General features: G+C 67.7%; 22 protein-coding genes. 14 read left to right on the top strand and 8 right to left on the bottom strand.

What is annotated here, in order from left to right; genetic code table 11:
- Positions 1 to 397: YbhB/YbcL family Raf kinase inhibitor-like protein (locus tag Q0D93_RS14535; RefSeq protein WP_294395646.1), on the top strand; the 397-nt coding region annotated here is incomplete at its 5' end.
- A gap of 32 nt (positions 398 to 429) precedes the next feature.
- Here the strand turns inward: Q0D93_RS14535 and Q0D93_RS14530 are convergent.
- Positions 430 to 756 (bottom strand): DUF2218 domain-containing protein, encoded by a 327-nt coding sequence (locus Q0D93_RS14530; protein WP_294395644.1) that lies wholly within the window; start codon positions 754 to 756, stop codon positions 430 to 432.
- A gap of 51 nt (positions 757 to 807) precedes the next feature.
- Positions 808 to 1,398, bottom strand: coding sequence for a PadR family transcriptional regulator (locus Q0D93_RS14525; RefSeq protein ID WP_294395642.1), 591 nt, complete (start codon positions 1,396 to 1,398; stop codon positions 808 to 810).
- A 196-nt stretch (positions 1,399 to 1,594) separates the two neighbouring features.
- Between Q0D93_RS14525 and Q0D93_RS14520 the strand changes: the two genes are divergently transcribed.
- The 5 genes from Q0D93_RS14520 (at position 1,595) to Q0D93_RS14500 (ending at position 6,175) form a co-directional block, all read left to right on the top strand.
- Positions 1,595 to 2,917 carry a replication-associated recombination protein A gene (locus Q0D93_RS14520; RefSeq protein WP_294395640.1) on the top strand — a complete coding sequence of 441 codons (1,323 nt, stop codon included), beginning with the start codon at positions 1,595 to 1,597 and terminating at the stop codon, positions 2,915 to 2,917.
- A gap of 78 nt (positions 2,918 to 2,995) precedes the next feature.
- On the top strand, positions 2,996 to 3,598 hold the full coding sequence (locus Q0D93_RS14515) for an outer membrane lipoprotein carrier protein LolA (RefSeq protein ID WP_294395638.1): 603 nt from the start codon (positions 2,996 to 2,998) through the stop codon (positions 3,596 to 3,598).
- Positions 3,599 to 3,813: 215 nt separating this feature from the next.
- Complete coding sequence (locus tag Q0D93_RS14510) at positions 3,814 to 4,617, top strand: exodeoxyribonuclease III (protein WP_294395636.1); 804 nt, start codon at positions 3,814 to 3,816, stop codon at positions 4,615 to 4,617.
- Positions 4,614 to 5,675: a GTP cyclohydrolase II gene (gene ribA / locus Q0D93_RS14505; RefSeq protein ID WP_294395634.1), complete on the top strand. Its 1,062-nt coding sequence runs from the start codon at positions 4,614 to 4,616 to the stop codon at positions 5,673 to 5,675. The genes Q0D93_RS14510 and ribA overlap by 4 nt, the downstream gene beginning before the upstream one ends.
- Positions 5,675 to 6,175 carry a L,D-transpeptidase family protein gene (locus Q0D93_RS14500; protein WP_294395632.1) on the top strand — a complete coding sequence of 167 codons (501 nt, stop codon included), beginning with the start codon at positions 5,675 to 5,677 and terminating at the stop codon, positions 6,173 to 6,175. Before ribA ends, Q0D93_RS14500 begins: the two co-directional genes overlap by 1 nt.
- Before the next feature lie 9 nt (positions 6,176 to 6,184).
- On the opposite strand, the gene Q0D93_RS14495 is transcribed toward Q0D93_RS14500, so the two are convergent.
- Positions 6,185 to 7,099, bottom strand: a complete 915-nt coding sequence (locus tag Q0D93_RS14495) for an alpha/beta hydrolase (RefSeq protein WP_294395630.1) — start codon at positions 7,097 to 7,099, stop codon at positions 6,185 to 6,187.
- A gap of 14 nt (positions 7,100 to 7,113) precedes the next feature.
- The gene (locus Q0D93_RS14490) at positions 7,114 to 7,791 is read right to left on the bottom strand and encodes a YggS family pyridoxal phosphate-dependent enzyme (protein WP_294395628.1); all 678 of its coding nucleotides are present in this window, start codon (positions 7,789 to 7,791) and stop codon (positions 7,114 to 7,116) included.
- A gap of 22 nt (positions 7,792 to 7,813) precedes the next feature.
- Here Q0D93_RS14490 and Q0D93_RS14485 point away from each other — a divergent pair, with 22 nt between their 5' ends.
- Positions 7,814 to 8,371 (top strand): thiamine phosphate synthase, encoded by a 558-nt coding sequence (locus Q0D93_RS14485; RefSeq protein WP_294395626.1) that lies wholly within the window; start codon positions 7,814 to 7,816, stop codon positions 8,369 to 8,371.
- A 273-nt stretch (positions 8,372 to 8,644) separates the two neighbouring features.
- Here the strand turns inward: Q0D93_RS14485 and Q0D93_RS14480 are convergent, their stop codons facing one another.
- The gene (locus Q0D93_RS14480; RefSeq protein ID WP_294395624.1) at positions 8,645 to 9,388 is read right to left on the bottom strand and encodes a porin; all 744 of its coding nucleotides are present in this window, start codon (positions 9,386 to 9,388) and stop codon (positions 8,645 to 8,647) included.
- Positions 9,389 to 9,587: 199 nt separating this feature from the next.
- On the opposite strand from Q0D93_RS14480, the gene Q0D93_RS14475 reads away from it, so the two are divergent.
- From Q0D93_RS14475 to holA, 4 genes are read left to right on the top strand one after another with little or no spacing between them, the layout of a single operon-like run.
- Positions 9,588 to 10,025, top strand: coding sequence for a DUF3576 domain-containing protein (locus tag Q0D93_RS14475; protein WP_294395622.1), 438 nt, complete (start codon positions 9,588 to 9,590; stop codon positions 10,023 to 10,025).
- Between the two features lie 10 nt (positions 10,026 to 10,035).
- Positions 10,036 to 12,633: a leucine--tRNA ligase gene (gene leuS / locus Q0D93_RS14470; protein WP_294395621.1), complete on the top strand. Its 2,598-nt coding sequence runs from the start codon at positions 10,036 to 10,038 to the stop codon at positions 12,631 to 12,633.
- Entirely contained in the window at positions 12,630 to 13,136 is a 507-nt protein-coding gene (gene lptE, locus Q0D93_RS14465; RefSeq protein WP_294395619.1) for an LPS assembly lipoprotein LptE, read from the top strand. Before leuS ends, lptE begins: the two co-directional genes overlap by 4 nt.
- A complete protein-coding gene (holA, locus tag Q0D93_RS14460) occupies positions 13,123 to 14,148 on the top strand; it encodes a DNA polymerase III subunit delta (protein WP_294395618.1) in 1,026 nt (341 codons plus the stop codon). The genes lptE and holA overlap by 14 nt, the downstream gene beginning before the upstream one ends.
- A gap of 13 nt (positions 14,149 to 14,161) precedes the next feature.
- Here the strand turns inward: holA and Q0D93_RS14455 are convergent, their stop codons facing one another.
- Positions 14,162 to 15,850: a GGDEF domain-containing protein gene (locus Q0D93_RS14455; protein WP_294395616.1), complete on the bottom strand. Its 1,689-nt coding sequence runs from the start codon at positions 15,848 to 15,850 to the stop codon at positions 14,162 to 14,164.
- Between the two features lie 374 nt (positions 15,851 to 16,224).
- Here Q0D93_RS14455 and Q0D93_RS14450 point away from each other — a divergent pair, with 374 nt between their 5' ends.
- Positions 16,225 to 16,599 carry a VOC family protein gene (locus tag Q0D93_RS14450; protein WP_294395615.1) on the top strand — a complete coding sequence of 125 codons (375 nt, stop codon included), beginning with the start codon at positions 16,225 to 16,227 and terminating at the stop codon, positions 16,597 to 16,599.
- 65 nt (positions 16,600 to 16,664) lie between these two features.
- Here Q0D93_RS14450 and Q0D93_RS14445 read toward each other — a convergent pair whose 3' ends face one another.
- Positions 16,665 to 17,387: a hypothetical protein gene (locus tag Q0D93_RS14445; protein ID WP_294395613.1), complete on the bottom strand. Its 723-nt coding sequence runs from the start codon at positions 17,385 to 17,387 to the stop codon at positions 16,665 to 16,667.
- A complete protein-coding gene (locus Q0D93_RS14440; protein ID WP_294395611.1) occupies positions 17,387 to 18,601 on the bottom strand; it encodes a toxic anion resistance protein in 1,215 nt (404 codons plus the stop codon). Before Q0D93_RS14440 ends, Q0D93_RS14445 begins: the two co-directional genes overlap by 1 nt.
- 156 nt (positions 18,602 to 18,757) lie before the next feature.
- Here Q0D93_RS14440 and typA point away from each other — a divergent pair, with 156 nt between their 5' ends.
- Positions 18,758 to 20,596: a translational GTPase TypA gene (typA, locus tag Q0D93_RS14435; RefSeq protein ID WP_294395609.1), complete on the top strand. Its 1,839-nt coding sequence runs from the start codon at positions 18,758 to 18,760 to the stop codon at positions 20,594 to 20,596.
- A gap of 120 nt (positions 20,597 to 20,716) precedes the next feature.
- Entirely contained in the window at positions 20,717 to 20,848 is a 132-nt protein-coding gene (locus tag Q0D93_RS14430; protein WP_294395607.1) for a hypothetical protein, read from the top strand.
- Positions 20,849 to 20,918 lie beyond the last annotated feature (70 nt).

Here is a 20,918-nt window from a genome sequence, read left to right as displayed (position 1 = left end):
CCCGGCGACGCAGCCCCTGGTGCACGCCATCCTCTGGAACATCCCCGCCGACGAACGGCGGCTGGCGGAGGGAGCGATCGTCCGCGACGGCGATGGCCAGGCGGACGGGCGCGATGTCGGTCGCAGCAGCTTCTTCACGGAAGGCTGGCTGCCGCCCGATCCGCCGACCGGGCATGGCAGCCATGATTATGTGTTCCAGCTGTTCGCGCTCGGCGCCGTGCCGGAACTCGGGCCCACCCCCGATCGCGAGGCGCTGGCCTATGCGTTGCGCGGCCACGTGCTGGCCGCCGGCCTGCTGGTCGGCACCTATTCGCGCGGCGAGGAAGCTCCGATCGACCGGACGGAAGTGGCAGAGGCGGTGACCGGCCCGCTGCCGGCGGGCGTGGCGCTGGCCTGACGGACTGACGACTGACGGCGGCGGCGGGGCGGTCAGGCGTCCCGCCAGTCGAACGTCAGCGGCGCTTCGCGGAAGGCAAAGCGATCGAGGTGGCTTGCCACCACCGCCTTGAGTTGCGCCAGCTGTTCGATCGAGGATGCGTCGACCCGCACCTCCAGGCTGGTCTCGCGCGCGTCGAACGTCGCGACGGCATCGCCCGGGTAATCGGCCCCGCGCGCGTCGCGGGGGAAGGTCACCGTGCCATGGTCGGGCGTGAATTCCACTGCCAGATTGTGCGACCAATGCTTGCACAATTGCTGGAGGTAGCGGCTGCCGCTGTCCGTCGGCACGGCGGCGCTGCTGGAAAAGCTCTGGGTCATGTCATTCTCCTTGGATAGCCCGGAAGATGGGCGCGCGATCATGTCGGCGCATCACCGTTCCAGCCGCTCGATCTTGCGGGTCGCCTCGTCCAGGATCGCGGTGACGTCGTGCACCATGTCGCGATCCTGCGTGGAGGACAGGGCGTCGCGCAGCGCCATATGCAGGCTCATCATCGCCCGCTTGACCGGCGCGGCCCCATGACGGCTTTCCTCCTGGCCGAGGCGCGACAGGCGCGCGATCAGGGCGTCGGCCTCGTCACGCTTCTCGTCCAGATGGGTGCGACCGGCTTCGGTGATGGCGAAGCGTTTGCGGGCGCCCGCTTCCTTCACCTCGTCGATATGGCCCAGTTCGTCCAGCATGGTCAGCGTTGGATAGACGACGCCCGGGCTGGGAACATAAGCGCCGCCGGTCCGCTCCTCCACCTCGCGGATCAGGTCGTAACCGTGGCGCGGCTGCTCCTCCAGCAGAGCCAGCAGCACCAGCCGCAACTCGCCCCCGTCGAACACGCGGCGCCGTCCGCCGCCACCGCCGCCGCCGCGACTATGTTCACCCCGGCCTCCGCCGTGACGGTGCAGGCCATGGATGCCGCCGCCAAATCCACCGCCGCCAAACCAGCGGCCGAAGCCATGTTCAAAATGCATTGTTCATATCTCCACTTAGTCGTGCTATATATAAGATATATCTTGTAACGATTCAATTGCGGCTTTTGCGAAGGGGCGACCCACGCCTTCGTGCCGCCGGACCGAGCCGGATGGCGGCGCCATCTTCCGGCGGCAGCACGGGGCGGTGGGCAGCGCGCGCCTTCGCAGGGGCGGCGGGGCGTTCTATAGGCAAGGCATGTCCGACCTTTTTGGAACCGAGCCGCCGCGGGACGCGCCGGGATCCTCCCCGCCTGCCGACGCCCCACTGGCCGACCGGCTCCGTCCGTCCACGCTGGCCGAGGTGATCGGGCAGGAACATCTCACCGGTCCCACCGGCGCGATCGGCCGGATGGTTGCCGCCGGCCGCCTGTCCTCCATGATCTTGTGGGGACCGCCGGGCACGGGCAAGACCTCCATCGCCCGCCTGCTGGCCGACGCGGTGGGCCTGCGGTTCGTCGCGATCTCGGCCGTATTCTCCGGCGTGGCGGACCTCAAGAAGGTTTTTGCCGAGGCGCGCGAGCATGCCCTGCTCGGCCGCCGGACCCTGCTGTTCGTGGACGAGATCCACCGCTTCAACCGGGCCCAGCAGGACGGTTTCCTGCCTTTCGTCGAAGACGGCACGGTGGTGCTGGTGGGTGCCACCACTGAAAATCCATCGTTCGAGCTCAACGCCGCTTTGCTCAGCCGGGCGCAGGTGCTGATCCTCAACCGGCTCGACAATGCCGCTCTAACCCGCTTGCTCGATCGCGCGGAGGAACTGGAAGGGCGTCCCCTCCCGCTCACGGCGGAGGCGCGCGATTCGCTGGTGGCGAGCGCGGACGGCGATGGGCGCTTCCTGCTCAACCAGGCGGAGACATTGTTCTCTGTCGGCCTGACCCAGCCGCTCGATCCGGGTGCGCTGGCGCAGCTGCTGCATCGCCGGGTGGCGGTCTATGACAAGGATCGGGAGGGGCATTACAACCTCATCTCCGCGCTGCACAAGGCGGTGCGCGGGTCCGATCCGCAGGCGGCGCTCTATTATCTCGCGCGGATGCTGGTGGCGGGAGAGGAGCCGCTCTATCTGCTCCGCCGGATCGTGCGGATGGCGAGCGAGGATATCGGCCTCGCCGATCCCCAAGCGCTGGTGCAATGCGTGGCCGCCAAGGATGCCTATGACTTCCTCGGCTCGCCCGAGGGCGAACTCGCCATTGCCAACGCCATCGTCTATCTGGCGACCGCGCCCAAATCCAACGCCGGCTACATGGCGTACAAGGCGGCGGCGCGCGCGGCCAGGGAAACGGGGTCCCTGATGCCGCCGCCCAACATCCTCAATGCGCCGACCAAGCTGATGAAGACGGCCGGCTATGGCAAGGGCTACACCTACGACCATGATGCGCCGGATGCCTTCTCCGGCGCCGATTACTGGCCGGAGGACATGACGCCGCAGACCTTCTATGCGCCCACCCCACGCGGGTTCGAGGCGAAGATCGCGGAACGGCTGGCATATTGGCAGCGGCTGCGAGAGGAGCGGCGGGCATAGCGGCACGTTGCGGACCCTCCGGGTTCAGGGACAGTTCAACGCCTCTCGCGTATCCGCGCCGTCATGCTAGGAACCCGCATGCTTCGTTACACGGCCCCGCTCGTCCTTCTTGCCGCCGCCCCCGTCTCCGCCGCCACCGGCGTCCTGGGGCAGGTGCAGACGCATCTCCGCGCGGTGGAGACGATGACGGCCGATTTCACCCAGACCGACCAGCGCGGCAAGACGCTGACCGGCACCCTCACGCTGAAGCGCCCGGGCAGGGTCCGATTCCAATACCAGAAGGGCGTTCCCCTGCTGGTGGTGGGCGACGGCAAGGCGCTGATCATGATCGACTATCAGGTGGCACAGGTATCGCGCTGGCCGATCGGCAACTCGCCCTTGTCGATCCTGCTCGATCCCAATCGCGACCTGTCGGGCATCGCCAAGGTGCTGCCCAACGCGCCGGCCGGCCGCATCCTGATCGAAGGCCGGGACCCCAAGCATCCGGAAATTGGCACCATCACCATCGGCTTCACCCAGGCGCCGACCGCGCCGGGCGGACTCATGCTGGCGGGATGGACGGTGCTGGACGCGCAGGGCAACCGATCCACCCTGGTCCTGTCGAACCAGCGGTTCAACGTGCCGGTCAGCGACAGGACGTTCCTGTGGCGCGATCCACGCCCGCGAAATCGCAATAGATAACAATCTATTCATGGCAGCGACAGGAACGCTGTCCTATATGGAGGACGTGGCCGCGCTGGCTGTCCGGGATTTCCCCCCTGTTACCCGGGCCTGATCCGCGCGACCCACCTGCGTGACGAACGCATGGTCGGCCCTCGCTCCCGCCCCCGGAGCGGGGGCTCTTCCTTTTCCGCCTGCTGCTTTCCACGCCGTCGCAGGATCGCTACAGGCTGCTCATGACCGTGCTGAAGATTGCGTCGTGGAACATCAATTCGGTGCGGGCGCGGATCGGGATCGTGGAACGCTTCCTGCAACAGGAACGCCCCTGCATATTATGCCTGCAGGAAACCAAGGCGGCGGACGACGTTTTTCCGGCCGCCGATTTCAACCGCATGGGCTATGTCCACCAGCGCCTGCACGGCCAGCGCATGCACCATGGCGTCGCGATCCTCTCCCGCTTGCCGTTGCTCGATGCGCCGGAGGATTGCTGGCGCTATGATTGGCAGGACAATGGCGAGGCACGCCATGTGGGCGTGCGGCTGGAGGCGGGGTTCCGGCTGGAAAACGTCTATGTGCCAGCGGGCGGCGACGTTCCCGACCCGGCGGTAAATCCCAAATTTGCGCAGAAGCTCGCCTTCGTGGAGCGGATGACCGAATGGTCCCGCTGCCTCAGCGAACCGGCCCTGATGGTGGGCGACTTCAACATCGCGCCTTTGCCGTCGGACGTGTGGAGCCACAAGCAGTTGCTGGACGTGGTCAGCCATACGCCGGTGGAGGTGGAGGCGCTGGGTCGGCTCCAGGCGGCGCACGACTGGGTCGATCTCGGCCGGCATTTCCATCCCGCGCCCGCGCGGCTCCATACTTGGTGGAGCTATCGCTCGCCCGACTGGACGGTGAACGATCGCGGCCGCAGGCTCGACCATATGTGGGCCTCGCCCTCGCTCGCGGCCAAGGCGGTCGCGCATATGGTGCATGAGGATTGCCGCAACTGGCTGAAGCCGTCCGACCATGTCCCGCTCGTTACCGAGTTTCAGGTGTGAGCGACCCGCGTGCGGCGGCCCGCGCCATCGATGCCGTCAGGCGCGGCTGGCCGGTCGCGATCACGGGCGCGGACGGCACCATATCCGTGCTGGCGGTGGAGACGGCCGACGATCCGCGCCTGACCGCCTTCGATCCCGACGGCACGGCCGACGTTTTGCTGTCAGACGAGCGGGCGGCGGTGCTGAAGCTTGCGAACCAGCGCGATGCCGCGACGCCGGGTGCGCCGGTGATGGTGGCGCGGGTGCCGTGGCTGGACCTGCCCGCCGCCGTGGCGCTGGCCGATCCGGCCCACGATCTCGCGACGCCGCTGAAGGGGCCGTATCGCACCTGTCCGGTGGTGGCGGTCTGCGCCGCATCGGCGGCCTTGTCGCTCGCGCGCAACGCGGGTCTGCTGCCGACCTTCTTCGTGCGAAGCGATGGTCCGGCAGAAGCCCATGTCACGGCCGATGACATTGCCGGCTATGCGCGGCAGATGGGCCTCGCCATCGCCGCGCGCGCGCATCTTCCGGTCGCAGGCGCGGAACAGGCCGAGATCGTCGCCTTCCGCGCGCCCGCCGATGCGGCCGAGCATGTGGCATTGGTGATCGGCGCGCCCGACGGCAATCCGCCGCTGGTGCGGCTGCACAGCGAATGCCTCACCGGCGACGTGCTCGGCAGCCTGAAATGCGATTGCGGTCCGCAGCTGCATGCGGCGATCGCCGCCATCGCCGCCAGCGGCTGGGGCATCCTGCTCTACCTCCGCCAGGAGGGGCGGGGCATCGGCCTGGTCAACAAGCTGCGCGCCTATTCATTGCAGGATCAGGGCTATGACACGGTCGAATCCAACCTGCGGCTGGGCTTTGCCATCGACGCGCGCGACTTCAGCATCGCGGCCGCCATGCTGCGCCTGCTGGGGCAGGAGCGGGTACGGCTGCTCACCAATAATCCGAACAAGGTCGCGGGGCTGGAGGCGGCAGGGGTCAGCGTGGTGGAGCGCGTGCCGCATGCGCTGCCGCCCAACCCGCACAATGCCCATTACCTCGCGGTCAAGCGCGACCGCACTGGGCATCTGCTGTGATGTTGGTCTGCGATAGCGCCGCCGGGCTGCTATACGTGGATGACCGCGCGATCCCATGCAGCATCGGCCGGGGGGGCACCTTGCCGGCCGCCGACAAATGCGAGGGTGATGGCGCGACGCCGCTGGGGCGATGGCCGATCCGGGGCGTGCTGCTCCGCCCGGATCGCACGCCGTTGCCGCAGGGGCTGGCCTTGCCGTGGCGCTGGATCAGGCCCGACGATGGCTGGTCCGACGACGTGGCCGATCCTGCCTACAACCGGCCGGTCCGCCATCCCCATCCCCGCTCGGCCGAGCGGGTGTGGCGGGAGGATGGGCTTTACGACGCGGTGGTCGTGCTCGGCCACAATGACGCGCCGGCCGTGCCCGGACGGGGCAGCGCCATCTTCCTGCACTGCTGGCGGGACGGGGCGACGACGGAGGGGTGCGTGGCGGTGGAGAAAGGCGCATTGCTCTTGCTGCTGCCCTTGCTGCGTTCCGGCGACCTGCTGGATATACGCTGAGGCGCGGCCTTACCGCGTCAGCCGCCTGTCCCGCATCCAGGCCAGAAACTCCTCCACCCACAATTCGCTGGCGGCCGAACTGCGCTGCATGGCGAAGCCGTGGCCACCGCGATCGTAGAGATGCGCTTCCAGCGGGCGTCCCGCATTGCGCCACGATTCAATCAGCCCCAGCTCCTTGCCGCGCGCGAACAGCGGATCGTCCAGGGCGATCGCCGCGAACAGGGCGGGGGCATCCTCCGGCACCGCGCGCTTCATCATCGGGCCGTAGATCGAGCCCACAAAGTCCGGCCGCGCACTTTTGTCCCCGCTCAGCCCGACGTCCAGCGCCAGGATCGCACCCGCCGAAAAGCCCAGAAAACCGACGCGCTCGGGATCGACCCGCCACCGCGCCGCGCGGGTCCGCACCAGCCGCACCGCCGCCTCCGCATCCTCCAGCGCATCGCGTGGCACGTCGGGCGGGCGGGTGCCGTCGCGGGGCGCGGCCATCGCCCTGGCCATGGCCGCCAAAAACGCCTCGCTGTCGCGCGGGGTGGGAATGGTGCGGTATTTCAGGACGAATGCGGCGATACCCCGGCTGGCGAGCATGCGGGCGACATCGAACCCTTCATTGTCCATTGCCAGGATGCGGAATGCGCCGCCCGGTGCGATAATCACGGCGGCGCCGGTGGCGCGACCGGCATCGGGCAGTACAGGCGTCAGCGTAGGATTGCGGATGTTGCGCAGGCCGCGTCCGTTGGCGCCGCGCATCTCCCATTGCTCATGCTCCACCCCGGGCAGGCGGTTGCGGAGCGGGACCGGCCCGAACTGGCCGGGCAGGTCGATCGGAAAGGGCAGGGGGCGGGCGACCGACTGCGCCTCCGCGCCGCCCGCCGCCAGCAGGGCCGCGCACAACGCCGCCGCCACCCGCCGCCATCGGTATCGCATCGCCCCCTCCCGCGTCAGCCGCGCGTGCCGAACAGGGCGGTCCCGACCCGCACCGCCGTGGCGCCGATCAGCACCGCCGTCTCATAATCGCTCGACATGCCCATGCTGAGTTCCGCCAATCCATGCTCCCTCGCCAGCTTGGCGAGCAGCGCGAAATAGGGCGCCGCCTCCACGTCCTGCGGAGGGACGCACATCAGGCCGGCAATGGACAGATCCAGCGCACGGCACCGCGCAAGCAGCGCCGGCAGATCACCGATGGCGCAGCCACCCTTCTGCTCCTCCGCGCCGATATTCACCTGAACGAACAGGGTCGGCGTGCGGCCGGTGCGGGCAATGGCGTCGGCCAGCGCCTCGGCCAGGCTGGGGCGGTCGAGCGCGTGGATCGCGTCGAACAACGCCACCGCGTCCATCGCCTTGTTGGATTGGAGCTGGCCGATCAGATGCAGGCGGATGTCGGGCGTTTCCGCCTTCAGCGCGGGCCATTTCGCCTGCGCTTCCTGCACCCGATTTTCGCCGAAGCTGCGCTGTCCGGCGGCGATCAGCGGCCGGATCGCCTCGACGGCATGGGTCTTGGACACGGCGATCAGCTCGACCCCAGCGGGATCGCGCCCGGCGAGCGCGGCGGTTCTGGCAATGGTGGCGCTGATGGCGGCGAGCCGGCCGGCGGGCATATCGTCTTCGATCGGAGGCATGGACGCGCTATAGGCGAGCGTGATGGCCCGCCGCCAGTCTCTCCCGCGCCTCTGGCTGATGACCGATGAACGGATGGGCGAGCGGCTATGGCCTGCGCTGGAGCGGCTGCCGCGCGGCGCGGGCATCGTGTTTCGCCATTATGCCACGCCCTTGACGGAGCGGCGGGTATTGTTCGAGCGGGTGCGGGCGGTCGCGCGGCGGCGGCGGCTGGTGCTGGTGCTGGCGGGCACGCCGAAACAGGCCATAGCTTGGCGCGCGGATGGCGCGCATGGCCGTTCGCCCCACCGCCGGACCTGCCGATCCTTGCTGAGGACCGCGCCTGCGCATGACGTGCCGGCGCTTCACGGCACGTCGGCTGAACTCCTGTTCCTGTCGCCGGTCTTTGCCACGCGCTCGCATCCCGGTGCCGGAGCCTTGGGGCCGGTCCGGTTCGGGCTGTGGGCGCGCCATGCGGAGTGTCCGGTGGTGGCCCTCGGCGGGATGGACCCGCGCCGCTTCATCCGCCTCCGCACGCTCGGCGCCTGCGGTTATGCCGCTATCGACGCCTGGTTGGAGCCTGATGCGGGCCAGATCGGCTGAGATGCTTCGCGCGTCGCTATGATGCCGGGTGGCGGAAGCGAGGGCCGCTTAATCCAGATGGAAACAGTGCTGCCGCGAAGGCGGGAGTCCAGGAGCCGCAGGGGCATTGCTCGGCACGCTCGGGCGCCCGCCTTCGCGGGGGGGGGGGCTGGGAGGGGGGGCGGCGCGACGAGGCTGGCTGGATGCTGCATCCAGCAAGACGATCAGGTGCACGATTGGCGTGGCACCGAAGTTTAGGACTGTCGGGCCGGCCAAACGCCCGCCCGCGTCACGTCAGAACTTGAAAGTCGTGCCCAGATACACCGCTTGGCTGTCCCGACGATTGTCCGACAAAGCCAGGAACTGGTCGCGCTGCAACTTGTAGCGGACGCCGCCGGTGAGGTCGATCTTGCGGGTGAGCGAATAGGAGCCGCCGAGGCCCACGGACCAGCTCTGGTCGATCCCGACCAAAGCGGCGTGATCGCTGCTCGCCCGTTCCGCGCCAAGGTCGATCTTGCCCGACCAGCGCCGGCCGGCATAGCTGAGGCCGATATCGGCCGATTCGGTGCTGGTCGGCAGCGCCACGTCCTCGACCTTGGCGATGTCGCCCGACAGAGCAAACCTTTTCCAACCGATCGACGCGCCGAGGCTGAACGCCTGCGAGGCGAGCCCTTCGGTGGTGGTGGTGGCCGCTGCGGCATGGGCATTCTGCTGCGGGCGGGTCGACCCGCGCGCGCGCACCGCCACCGTCACCGCGCGGCGACTGGAAGCATCACCCGACGGCGTGAAGCGGAACGCGCCGCCGGAAAAGTTGCTGCTCCCCAATCCGCTGCGTGCGAAGGCGGCAGCCATGCGTGGATCGGCGGCACCGGGGGTGAATGCGCCGAAGCTGGGCAGTTCGCCCGCCTGGGCGGCGGGCCGGACCGTCTTGCCACGGTGGCGCGGCCGCGCGTCGGCCGATGTCGCGGGGGCGAGCGCCAGGGATGCCAGCGCCAGCGCGCCGCCCCACTTTGCCCATCTCCCCCGAATCAAAGCCACTCTGGCGCAGTCCTTATGTTTGCAGGGCAGCTACCACGGAAAGGATGAACCGTTCCACGACCGCCGGCGATTAATCCCGTCTGTTGCATTGCGCCCACAATCGGAGTGCATGTGGCAGCCCGCCGCAGCGCGCTTGCGGGGCGGACGCGACCTTCTATAACGGCCGGCCTCACGCTTATACCCTGGGGTTTCCTTCGCGATGGTTCGTTCCCGCCTTGTTTTCGGCCTCATGCTGTGCGCGGCGCTTGGCGCCTGCGGCCATTCCGCCGGTCGGCGCAAGGTGCAGGCGGCCGATGCCCCGGCCCGCGTCACCACCATCGGCGTGAACGCCTATCTGTGGCGCGCGGCGCTCGACACCGTGTCGTTCATGACCATCGCGCAGACCGACAGCAATGGCGGCGTGATCGTCACCGACTGGCATACCGATCCGCGCTCTCCGACCGAACGGCTGAAGGTATCGGTCACCATCCTGGACGCGGATCTGCGCGCCGACGCGCTGCGCGTCGCCACCGCGCGGCAGATCCTTCAGAACGGTCAGTGGGTCGATGCCGCCGTGCAGGCGTCCACCAACCTGAAGCTGGAGGAGATCATCCTCCAGAAGGCGCGCGACCTGCGCCGCAACGCCAGCGTGAACTGATCCGCCCCTCATGAGCGAACGGTTCGACCCCGGCCACAGCGACGCGCGCTGGCAGCGGGAATGGGAAGCACGCGGCACGTTCCACGCCGACGACAACAGCACCAAGCCCAAGTCCTATGTGCTGGAGATGTTTCCCTATCCGTCAGGGCGCATCCACATGGGGCATGTCCGCAATTACACGATGGGCGACGTGCTGGCGCGCTATCGGCGGATGACGGGGCATGAGGTGCTGCACCCCATGGGGTGGGACGCCTTCGGCATGCCGGCCGAAAATGCCGCGATGGAAAAGGGCGTCCATCCGGGTTCGTGGACCTATGCCAACATCGACGCGATGAAGGCGCAGCTGAAGCGGCTGGGCTTCGCGCTCGACTGGAGCCGCGAACTCGCGACCTGCTCGCCCGATTATTATGGCCACGAACAGGCCCTGTTCCTCGACCTGTACGAAGCGGGGCTGGTCTATCGCAAGGAAAGCGCGGTCAACTGGGACCCGGTCGACATGACCGTGCTCGCCAACGAGCAGGTGATCGACGGGCGTGGCTGGCGCTCGGGCGCGCTGGTGGAGCGGCGCAAGCTCAGCCAGTGGTTCCTCAAGATCACGGATTTCGGCGACGAACTGCTCGACGGCCTTTCCACGCTCGATCACTGGCCGGACAAGGTCAAGCTGATGCAGGCCAATTGGATCGGCCGGTCCAAGGGCCTGCGCTTCCGCTTCCAGTTGGACGGCGGCCCGCTGCCCGAGGTGGAGGTGTTCACCACCCGCCCCGACACGATCTTCGGCGCGTCGTTCGTCGCCGTGTCGGTCGACCATCCGCTGGCGCAGGGTCTGAAGGACTCGCTCCCCGGCCTGCCCGACTTCATCGAGGATTGTCGCAAGACCGGCACCGCCGCCGCCGAGATCGAAACGGCGGAAAAGAAGGGCTTCGACACCGGCCTCACCGCCGCGCACCCGCTCGATCCCAGCTGGCGGCTGCCGGTGTTCGTCGCGAACTTCGTGCTGATGGATTATGGCACCGGCGCGGTGTTCGGCGTGCCCGCACACGACCAGCGCGACATGGATTTCGCGCGCAAATATATGCTGCCGGTGACGCGCGTCGTGGCGAAGTCGGCCGACCATGCCGGCGACCCCCTGGGTGATGAAGCCGACACCGATCCCGGCATCATCGTCAATTCGCGCTTCCTCGACGGCTTGTCGTCGGAGGATGCCAAAAGCGCCGTTGTCGCCCGTGCGGAAGGCGAAGGCTGGGGCGTCGGCACCACCGTCTATCGCCTGCGCGACTGGGGCGTCAGCCGCCAGCGTTACTGGGGCACCCCCATCCCGATCATCCATTGCGATGCGTGCGGTCCGGTGGCGGTGCCCAAGGATCAGTTGCCGGTGGTGCTGCCGGAGGATGTCAGCTTCGACGTGCCGGGCAACCCGCTCGACCGTCATCCCACCTGGCGCCACGTCGATTGCCCGACCTGCGGCGCGAAGGCGCGGCGCGAGACGGACACGCTCGACACGTTCGTGGATTCCAGCTGGTACTTCATCCGCTTCGCCAGCCAGCCCAAGGACAGGCCGTTCGACAAGGGGCTGGCCGAGCAATGGCTGCCGGTCGGGCAATATATCGGCGGGGTCGAACATGCGATCCTGCACCTGCTCTACGCCCGCTTCTGGACGCGCGCGCTGCGCCACATCGGCAAGCTCGACGTGGCGGAGCCGTTCACCGGCCTGTTCACGCAGGGGATGGTGACGCACGAAACCTACCGTGTGGTTGGACAACGCCAGGGCACCGAGGACGATTGGAAGGAGGCTTTTCCAGGTGAACCTTTCGATGCTTCGGCAAATTTTGGCGTGGACGAATTTGGACCTTGGCTGTCGCCTGAGGAAATCGAGCGTCAAGGTGATCAGGTTGTCGTGAAGGGAACAGGTACGACAGTTCGGGTTGGTCGCGTCGAGAAGATGTCGAAGTCGAAGAAGAACACGGTCGACCCTGCACCGATTCTCGACCACTACGGCGCGGATGCGGTTCGCTGGTTCATGCTCTCTGACTCACCTCCCGAGCGCGATCTGCCTTGGAGCATCGCTGGGATAGAGGGTTGCGCTCGCTTCGTTCAGCGACTGTGGCGCGCCGCTGAGCCGACTGGCGGCGAGGGCGAGGACAAAGCTCTTGCCCGCAAGCTCCACCAGACCATTGCCGGCGTTGCCGAAGATATCGACGCTCTGTCCTTCAACAAGGCGGTGGCGAAGCTGTACGAGCTGGTCGGCGCGGTGGAGAAGGCCAGGCCGTCCGCCGCCCGCGACGAAGCCGCGCGCGCTCTGATCCTGCTCGCCGCGCCGATGGTGCCGCATCTGGCGGAAGAAGCGTGGGCCCGCGCGGGTGGTGAGGGCCTCGTTGCCGACGCGCCTTGGCCGGCGGTCGATCCGGCGATGCTGGTCGAGGATGAGGTAACGGTCGCCGTGCAGGTCAACGGCAAGCTGCGCGACACGCTCACCGCGCCCAAGGGTGCCGACAGGGCCGCGCTGGAGGCACAGGCTTTGGCTAGCGCCAAGGTGCAGGCGATCCTTGCGGGCGCCACGCCAAAGAAGGTGATTGTGGTACCCGACCGGCTGGTGAACATCGTCGCATGACACGGCTCGTGACTCTGGCTCTGATCCTGCTGCTCGGCGGATGCGGCCTGCGTCCGCTGTATCAGGGCGGGAGCCACGGCGTCGTCGCGCAGACCTTGAGCGGGGTGGAGGTTGGACCGATTGCGGGGCAAGCGGGCTGGCTGATGCGCAATGCGCTCAACGACCGGCTGGGGCGGACGGGGGGCGGCGCGACCCGCTATCGCCTCGATGTCCTGCTCGACGATCAGGTGACCGGCTTCGGCATCCGCTCCAACAACACCGTCACGCGGGAGCGGCGGACGCTGCGCGCGCGCTACAAGCTGGTCGATCTGTCCAGCCAAGCCGTGCTGCTCGACGCCACCGCCGGGTCGGATGCGGGCATCGACGTGGTCACGTCCGAATATGCCGTGATCGCGGCGGAGCAGACCGCGCTGGAACGGCTGTCGAGCGCGGTGGCCGACCAGATCCTCGCCCGGATCGCGCTCTACGCCGCGCGCAATCCGGCGCCGCATGAAGCCCGCTGAGGCGAAGCTTCGCCGCGCGCTGGACAGCGCCGATCCGGCGATTCGCCTCTACCTGCTCTACGGACCCGACGAGGCCGGGTCGCGCGCGCTGGCGGCGCGGCTCGGCGTGGCGGTGGGGGCGGATGCCGAACGGATCGACCTGACCGCCGCGCAAGTGAAGGGCGATCCGGCGCGGTTGGCGGACGAGGCGGCCGCCATCTCCCTGTTCGGCGGGCGGCGCTGGATCCGGCTCGATCCCGCGACCGACGACGCGCTCGATGCGGTGCAGGCGTTGCTGGAAGCGCCCGCCGCGGGCAATCCCGTCGCGGCGATCGCGGGTGCGTTGCGCAAGGATTCCAAGCTGTTGAAGCTGGTGGAGGCAAGCCCGCTGGCGCTGTCACACGTCAGCTACCTGCCGGAAGGGCGCGATGCCGATGCGGTGGTGGTGGAAAGCGGGCGCGGCCTCGGCCTGCAACTGCTTCCCGATGTCGCCCGTCGCATCGCCGCCGCCACCGGCGGGGACCGGGCGCTGATCGCGCGTGAGCTGGAGAAATATGCGCTCTACGCCGATGCCGCACCGGATCGGCCGAAGCCGCTCGGCCATGATGCGCTGGATGCGCTGGGCGCGGCGACGGAAGAGGGCGACCTTTCCGCGCTGACCAACGCCGTCTTCTCCGGTCAGCCGACCAGGGCCGATGCCGAACTCGCCCGGCTGGCGAGCGAGGGGATGGAAGGGGTGCCGGTGATCCGCGCGCTCGGCCGCCGCGCACTCCAGCTGGCGCAGCTGCGGTCGGGCATGGCGCAGGGCGAGAGCATCGACCGGGTGATGGAGACCGCCGGCAAGTCGATCTTCTGGAAGGAGCGCGACACGGTGCGGGGGCAGCTTGCCCGCTGGACGCCGGAGGCGCTCGCCACCGCCATGGGTCGCCTGGGCGAGGCGGAGCGGCAGGTGAAGGCCTCGGGCTATGCCGGCAATGCCGTGGCCGAGGAAGAGGTATTGGCGATCGCCCGTTTCGCCGCCCGCCGCCGCTGACGACCCTGCGGGGTCAGGACGCGGCGTCGACCCAGGGAAAGGCCATCTGGTCGCGCTCCATCAACTGGCGCGATCCGCCGCTTTCCCCCGGGGCGGGGAACACCACCCGGTCGCGTCCGCCGCGCTTGGCGTCGTAGAGCGCGCGGTCGGCGCCGGCATACAGCTTCTGGAAGGCGGTCGTGGTCGATCCCTGCGCCACGCCGATGCTGACGGTGACGGTGCGGTGCTTGCTGACGTCGCCATGGTCGCATTGCGCCATCCCGCCGCGCACCCGTTCGGCGAAACGTTCCAGTGCGGCGGAGGAGAGACGGGGTACGGCCACGGCGAACTCCTCGCCCCCCATGCGCGCGGTGAAGCAGCCTTCCTCGTCCAGCTTGCGGAGATAGGCGGCCATGCAGCGCAGAACCGAATCGCCGACTTCGTGACCGAAGCGGTCGTTGATCGACTTGAACAGGTCGACATCGATCAGCAGCAGACCGAGCGGCGTGTGGGGCGCGCCGGCGCAGAGCTGATCCAGCCGCGCGACGAAGCCGCGACGGTTCAACAATCCCGTCAGGGGATCGCGATTGGCCAGCTCGGCCAGAGCCCGCTCCGCCGCCCGCGCGGCGTCCAGCTCCACCCGCAGGTGCGCCAGCCGCCGGGTTTCCGCGATGGACAGCCAGATGCTCTGCAAGGCGGAGGCGAACAGCACCACGATCTGCGACCCGCCGCCGAACAGCCATGTGTCGAGGTCGACCACCATGGTCAGGGCCAGGGCGGCCATCGGCACGATCCAGGTCTTGATCAGGTCGCGCGCCTGTTCGCTGCCGCGCCGCCAGGCATAGGTCATGCACGCGGCAACGGCGGCCAGCACCAGCAGGGTCAGGACGGACAGGATGTCACCCAACAGGTCCAGCCCCGGCCCGCGGCTGACGGCAACCGGGATGCCCAGCAGCACGACCAAGGTTGCCAGGGTGAACACCCCCCGCTGTGCCCATCGCGGCAGGACGGCCTTCAGCGCGGTGATCGCGCTGCCGGTGGCAAGCCCGACCGCAAGGCAGGCCAGAAAGGTCGAGATCTGGCTGGCGGGCGTCCCGGCCACCCCCGGCACCACGATCAGCGCCGCCTGCGACCAGAGCAGGCCCCACACGAACACGCACACCGCCCATTGGCCGTGCCACGCCAGGAACTGGCGGCGGACGGCGGCTGACAGCGCCAGATTGTAGATTCCGCCCGCCAGCAGCAGGATCAGCGATCCGCCGGTCAGCACCGCCGCCCCCGCCAGGTCGCGGTTGGCCTCCACCGGCGCCAGCAGCCGGATGCGGAGCAGGCGGTGGCTCGACAGATGGGCGAACCCCATCGTCACGGAGGTGAGCCGCGCGGGATGTTCCGGCGCCTCAAAGGCGATCTGCCCGCCGATCCGCCAGCGTGCGCCATAGTCGCCGCGCCGCACCTCCTGCCGCCGGACATGGCCGTCGGCATAGCGGAACAGCACGGCCATCTGCTCAAAGCGGGTCTGGTGGACCAGGAGGGTGATTCCCTGGTCGGTGCCAGCGTCGCGGGTCAGATCGGCCCGCAGCCACAGCGTACCGCGTGCATAGCCGGCGGGCAGCCCCCCGCAGCGATAGCGATCAGGCGCTGGCGCATTGTCCGGCGTCACGGCATGGCACAGCTCTCGCCCGACATGCAGCGTCTCGGCGATGGCGGGGGACCATGACGGCACCAGGCCCGCCGCCCACAGGAGCGCGGCGAACAGCCGAAGGAACCAGAAGCGAGGGGATTGCGGCGGACAAGGGCTCAAACGATCTGGCACCCACGAGCAGCGAACGATGTTGTCGTACCTTGCCTCTCGGGCCGCGCCACGCACCCGTCAAGCCGCTCCGCACGCCTGCCGGCGTCCAGACACAATGCTATACAATTCGCCGCTCCTGCGCGCGATTTCACGGCGGAGCATCGGGGCTATAGGCGGCCGGTGCCACTGCCGGGGAGATCGTGGAAGCACTCACAAGCATGTGACAGGCCTTGGCTTTGGTCCGCCGCACGTTGAAGATCGGCACCGCGCCAAGCTATTCTGCTGCCGATCATGGAGGAGCGTCGATGCGCCTGAATCAGGTCACTGTAGCAGCGGTCAACTTTCAGGCGAGTGTCATGTTCTATCGCACACTCGGCTTACGCCTGATTGTCTCGTCGCGCGACGAATATGCCCGATTTGAACTACCCCATGGCGAAGCGACCTTTTCCATCCATCTGCAAGATGCGGTGCCATCAAATGGACCTGTCATCTATCTCGAAGTAGACGACCTTGATGCAACGGTTGCACGCCTGCAAAGCGAGGGGCTTGTCTTCTCATCCGAACCGCGGGATCAACCTTGGTTGTGGAGGGAAGCACGTCTTTCGGACCCGGCAGGCAACCAGCTTTGCATATTCCATGCGGGTTCCAACCGTCGCTATCCACCCTGGCGGCTCTTTTGAGAGATTGGTCAGGCGGCCGCTCGACGGCTGCCTCTAGCACTCTGCCTTCCTTCGATCGGGGTAAGTCAGACCGTGCCGTCGTCCCGGTATTTGAGCTCCAGGTAGCGGCCCTGGGTGGCCAGTTTCTGCAAGTCGCCGCTGGCGAGATCGCTGCTCATCCGCGCCAGTTCGCTGTCCACCACGCCGAGCGCCTCGATCAGCTGCCGGTCGGGGGCCAGTCCGTCGCGATCCGCCTTGCGCATGCTTTCGGGCACGCGGGTATAGCCCTGGATCAGATCGGGCAGTTCGTCGGCCAGCAATTTGCGCACCTCCGCCGCCGCGGGTTCGCGCGGGTCCAGCGTGGCCAGTTGCGGGGCGAGCGTGTCCAGCTTCAGGCCGATCGCATCCACCAGCTGCACGGCGGGCGGGGGCAAGGCGGCGCGCTGGCTTTGCAGCCACAGGCCGGTCCGCTCGGGCAATTGCGGCAGGTCGCTCTGCCCCAGCGCCTCAACATTCACCTCCGGCACGCGCGACACGGTGATCACAGCCACCCAGCTCAGCACCAGCGCCACCGCCGCCGCCAGGAAGCCCATCTGTCCGATCGGTCCGATCACCACGCCCCAGGCGATCGCCGCCGCGACAATGACGGCCGCCGCGATCATCATCCGCTTGAGCGCGCGCGCCTGTGCCGCTCGCCGCCGCTGCCGCGCGCGCTTGGCGAGCGCCTGTTCCGCGCTGCTCACCCGACGGAGCACCGCCTGGTGCCGCGCCTCGTCAGCCTCCGAATAGATGCGCCTGAGGTCGGCCATCAGTTCACTGGCTTGAACGGATCGTCGGCGCCGGCGCCGCCTGCCGTCAGCCGCGCCTGCGCCGCGCCCTCGGCCCGCGCGATATAACCGCGCGACTTCTCGACCTCGCCCGACAGGCTGTCGACGGTGGTCTTCATCGAATCGAGCGCTTCCAGCTTGAACTTATCGACCGCGTCCATCGTGTCGTAGATATTCTGGAACGCGCGGCGCAAAGTCTCGATCGGGATGGTGGCGGACGCTGCCTGCTGGTGGATCTGCGCGGTCTGGCTGCGCAGCAGGTTGCCGGTCGAATCGATGATGTTGGCGGTGGTGGTGTTCAGCGCCGTGATCTGGTCGAGCACCAGTTTCTGGTTGGTCAGCGCCTGCGCCACCGTCACCGCCGTCCGCAGCGCCGCGACGGTGGTGGTGGAAGCGCGATCGACGCCCTTCACCAGCTCCACATTGTTCTTCTTGACCAGATCGAGCGCGAGATAGCCCTGCACCGTCACCGCCATCTGGGTCAGCAGGTCCTGGCTGCGCTGGCGAACGTAGAACAAAGCGGTCTCGCGGATCGCCTTGGCCTTGGCGGGGTCGCTCCCCTCCAGCTCCAGCGCCTTGCCCTCCAGCTTGGTGTCCAGCGCCTTGGAGACATGGATCATCTGCTCCAGCCGGCCCATCGCGGCCCACAATTGCTGCCGCTCCACGTCGATCGCGGCATTGTCCTTGGTCAGCTCGTCCTTGCCGTTGGACAGGCTGGAGAGGATCGAGGCGATGTGGGTCTGGGACGATTTGTAGCTGTCGAAATAATCGCGCAGCTTGCTGCCGAACGGGATGATGCCGAACAGTTTCTTGGGCGCGGTCAGGTTGCCGCGCTTGCCAGGATCGAGATCCTCGATCGTACGGCGCAGTTCGGCCAGGTTCGCGCCCACGCCGCTCTCGCTGTCCATGGCGCGCACCGGACGATCGAGAAAGCGGTTGGACTGGCCCGCCGCCTCGGCGATCTCGCGCCGGCCCATGTTGCTAATCTGGTCGACCTTCCTGCCGAATTCCGGGCTGTTGGCGTCCAGCGCCGCCAGTTCCGCGACGAACCCTTCCGCCTTGGCGTCGAGCTGGCTCTGCTGCTCCGCCTGCAAGGGCACCAGCCCCGCCGCCCTGGCTGGCGCGATCGGCTGCACCGGCGTGGGCGGGGTCAGCACCAGGTCGTCGATCTTCGTGTCGGTCGCGGTCGTCGCCAAGGGTCGCTCTCCAGCGGTGAACAGAACCAAGATAGGGGGCAATCGCTGTATTATTCAAGTGACACGGTTTGCGGGAGGCGCACACCGTGCCTTGTTGCAATGCGGCGGATGGGCTACAGGCGCACGCGATCCGAAATCTCGAACTGAAAGACCACCATGCGCCTCCGCAACGTGGCCATTATCGCGCACGTCGATCATGGCAAGACTACCCTGGTCGACCAGCTCTTCCGCCAGTCCGGCACCTTCCGCGACAATCAGCGCGTGGAAGAACGCGCGATGGACTCGAACGACCTCGAAAAAGAGCGCGGCATCACCATCCTCGCCAAGCCCACCTCGATCGAGTGGGAAGCACCCGATGGCGAAAAGACGCGCATCAACATCGTCGATACGCCCGGCCACGCCGACTTCGGCGGTGAGGTGGAGCGCATCCTGAGCATGGTCGACGGCGTCGTCCTGCTGGTCGATTCGTCCGAAGGCGCGATGCCGCAGACGAAGTTCGTGACCGGCAAGGCGCTGGCGCTCGGTCTCAAGCCGATCGTCGTCGTCAACAAGGTCGACCGCGCCGACGCGCGTATTCAGGAAGTGCTGGACGAGGTGTTCGACCTGTTCGTGTCGCTGGACGCGAATGACGAGCAGCTCGACTTCCCGGTGCTCTACGCCTCGGGCCGCAACGGCTACGCCTCGACCGACATGGATGCGCGCGAAGGCACGCTGATCCCGATGTTCGAGAAGATCGTCAGCCACGTTCCCGCGCCCAAGGTCGATCTGGAAGCGCCGTTCACCTTCCTGGTGACCCTGCTCGATCGCGACAATTTCCTCGGCCGCATCCTCACCGGCCGCGTCAATTCCGGCATCGTCAAGGTCAACCAGCCGATCCACGCGCTGGATGCCGACGGCAACGTGATCGAAGCGGGCCGCGCGTCCAAGATCATGTCGTTCCGCGGGCTCGATCGGGTGCCGGTCGACGAAGCGCAGGCGGGCGACATCATCAGCCTCGCCGGCCTGACCGTCGCGACGGTGGCCAACACCATCGCCGACACGTCGGTGAACGAGCCGATCCGTGCGCAGCCGATCGACCCGCCGACCCTGTCGATGCGTTTCGCGGTGAACGACTCGCCGATGGCGGGGCGTGAGGGCACCAAGGTGACCAGCCGCATGATCCGCGACCGCCTGATGCGCGAAGCCGAATCGAACGTCGCCATCAAGATCACCGAAGCCGCCGACCGCGACAGCTTCGAGGTTGCGGGCCGTGGCGAGCTCCAGCTCGGCGTGCTGATCGAGACGATGCGCCGCGAAGGCTTCGAACTCGGCATCAGCCGCCCGCGCGTGCTGTTCGGCGAGGATGAGAACGGCAAGCGGACCGAGCCGTACGAAACCGTCGTGATCGACGTGGACGACGAATATTCGGGCACGGTCGTCGAGAAGATGAACCTCCGCAAGGCGGAGATGACCGACATGCGGCCGTCCACCGGCGGCAAGACGCGCATCACCTTCTCCGCGCCGTCGCGCGGCCTGATCGGTTATCATGGCGAGTTCCTGTCGGACACGCGCGGCACCGGCATCATGAACCGCCTGTTCGAGAAGTATGGCCCCCACAAGGGCGCGATCGAGGGCCGCAAGAACGGCGTGCTGATCTCCAACGGCGCGGGCGAAGCCAATAGCTACGCTCTCGGCCCGCTGGAGGAGCGCGGCGTCCTGTTCGTCGGCCATGGCGAGACGCTCTACGAAGGCATGGTGATCGGCGAGAATGCCAAGACGGATGACCTTGAGGTCAATCCGATGAAGGCAAAGCAGCTGACCAACTTCCGCGCGTCGGGCGGCAAGGACGATGCCATTCGCCTGACCCCGCCGAAGAAGATGACGCTGGAACAGGCCATCGCCTATATCGACGACGACGAGATGGTCGAGGTCACGCCCAAGAACATCCGCCTGCGCAAGCGCTTCCTCGACCCGCACGATCGCAAGCGCGCCAAGCGGAGCTCGGAAGCGGCCTGATCGCCCCTGATGCCTTGAGGTTCGCCGAGAACGGTGCGCAGCTATTCTGCGGCGCACCGGCCCAGGCGGACCTCATCGCTCTTGAAGATGCACTGGCAGACGCGCCGCCCGAACAGACAGGTGCGCGTCCGCACGGGCGGCCTGTCCTGCTGGCGGGCAGCGGCACCCCTGGTCGCATCGCCGCCGCGCAACTCGGGACCGGATGTTCCCGTCCGCGCCATCCCGTTCGACAATATCGCCAGCACCAACTAGGTCGTAGACTCATAAGCTCGGAGCCACAGCCGCATTGAGGCAAGCTGGACCATGGCGAGGAAGTTGGTGG

Origin of the sequence: uncultured Sphingomonas sp., from assembly GCF_934560975.1 — a bacterium.
Classification (GTDB): domain Bacteria; phylum Pseudomonadota; class Alphaproteobacteria; order Sphingomonadales; family Sphingomonadaceae; genus Sphingomonas_I.
The sequence above is the reverse complement of the archived record's forward strand: the minus strand, read 5'-3'. Positions and strand labels throughout refer to the sequence as shown.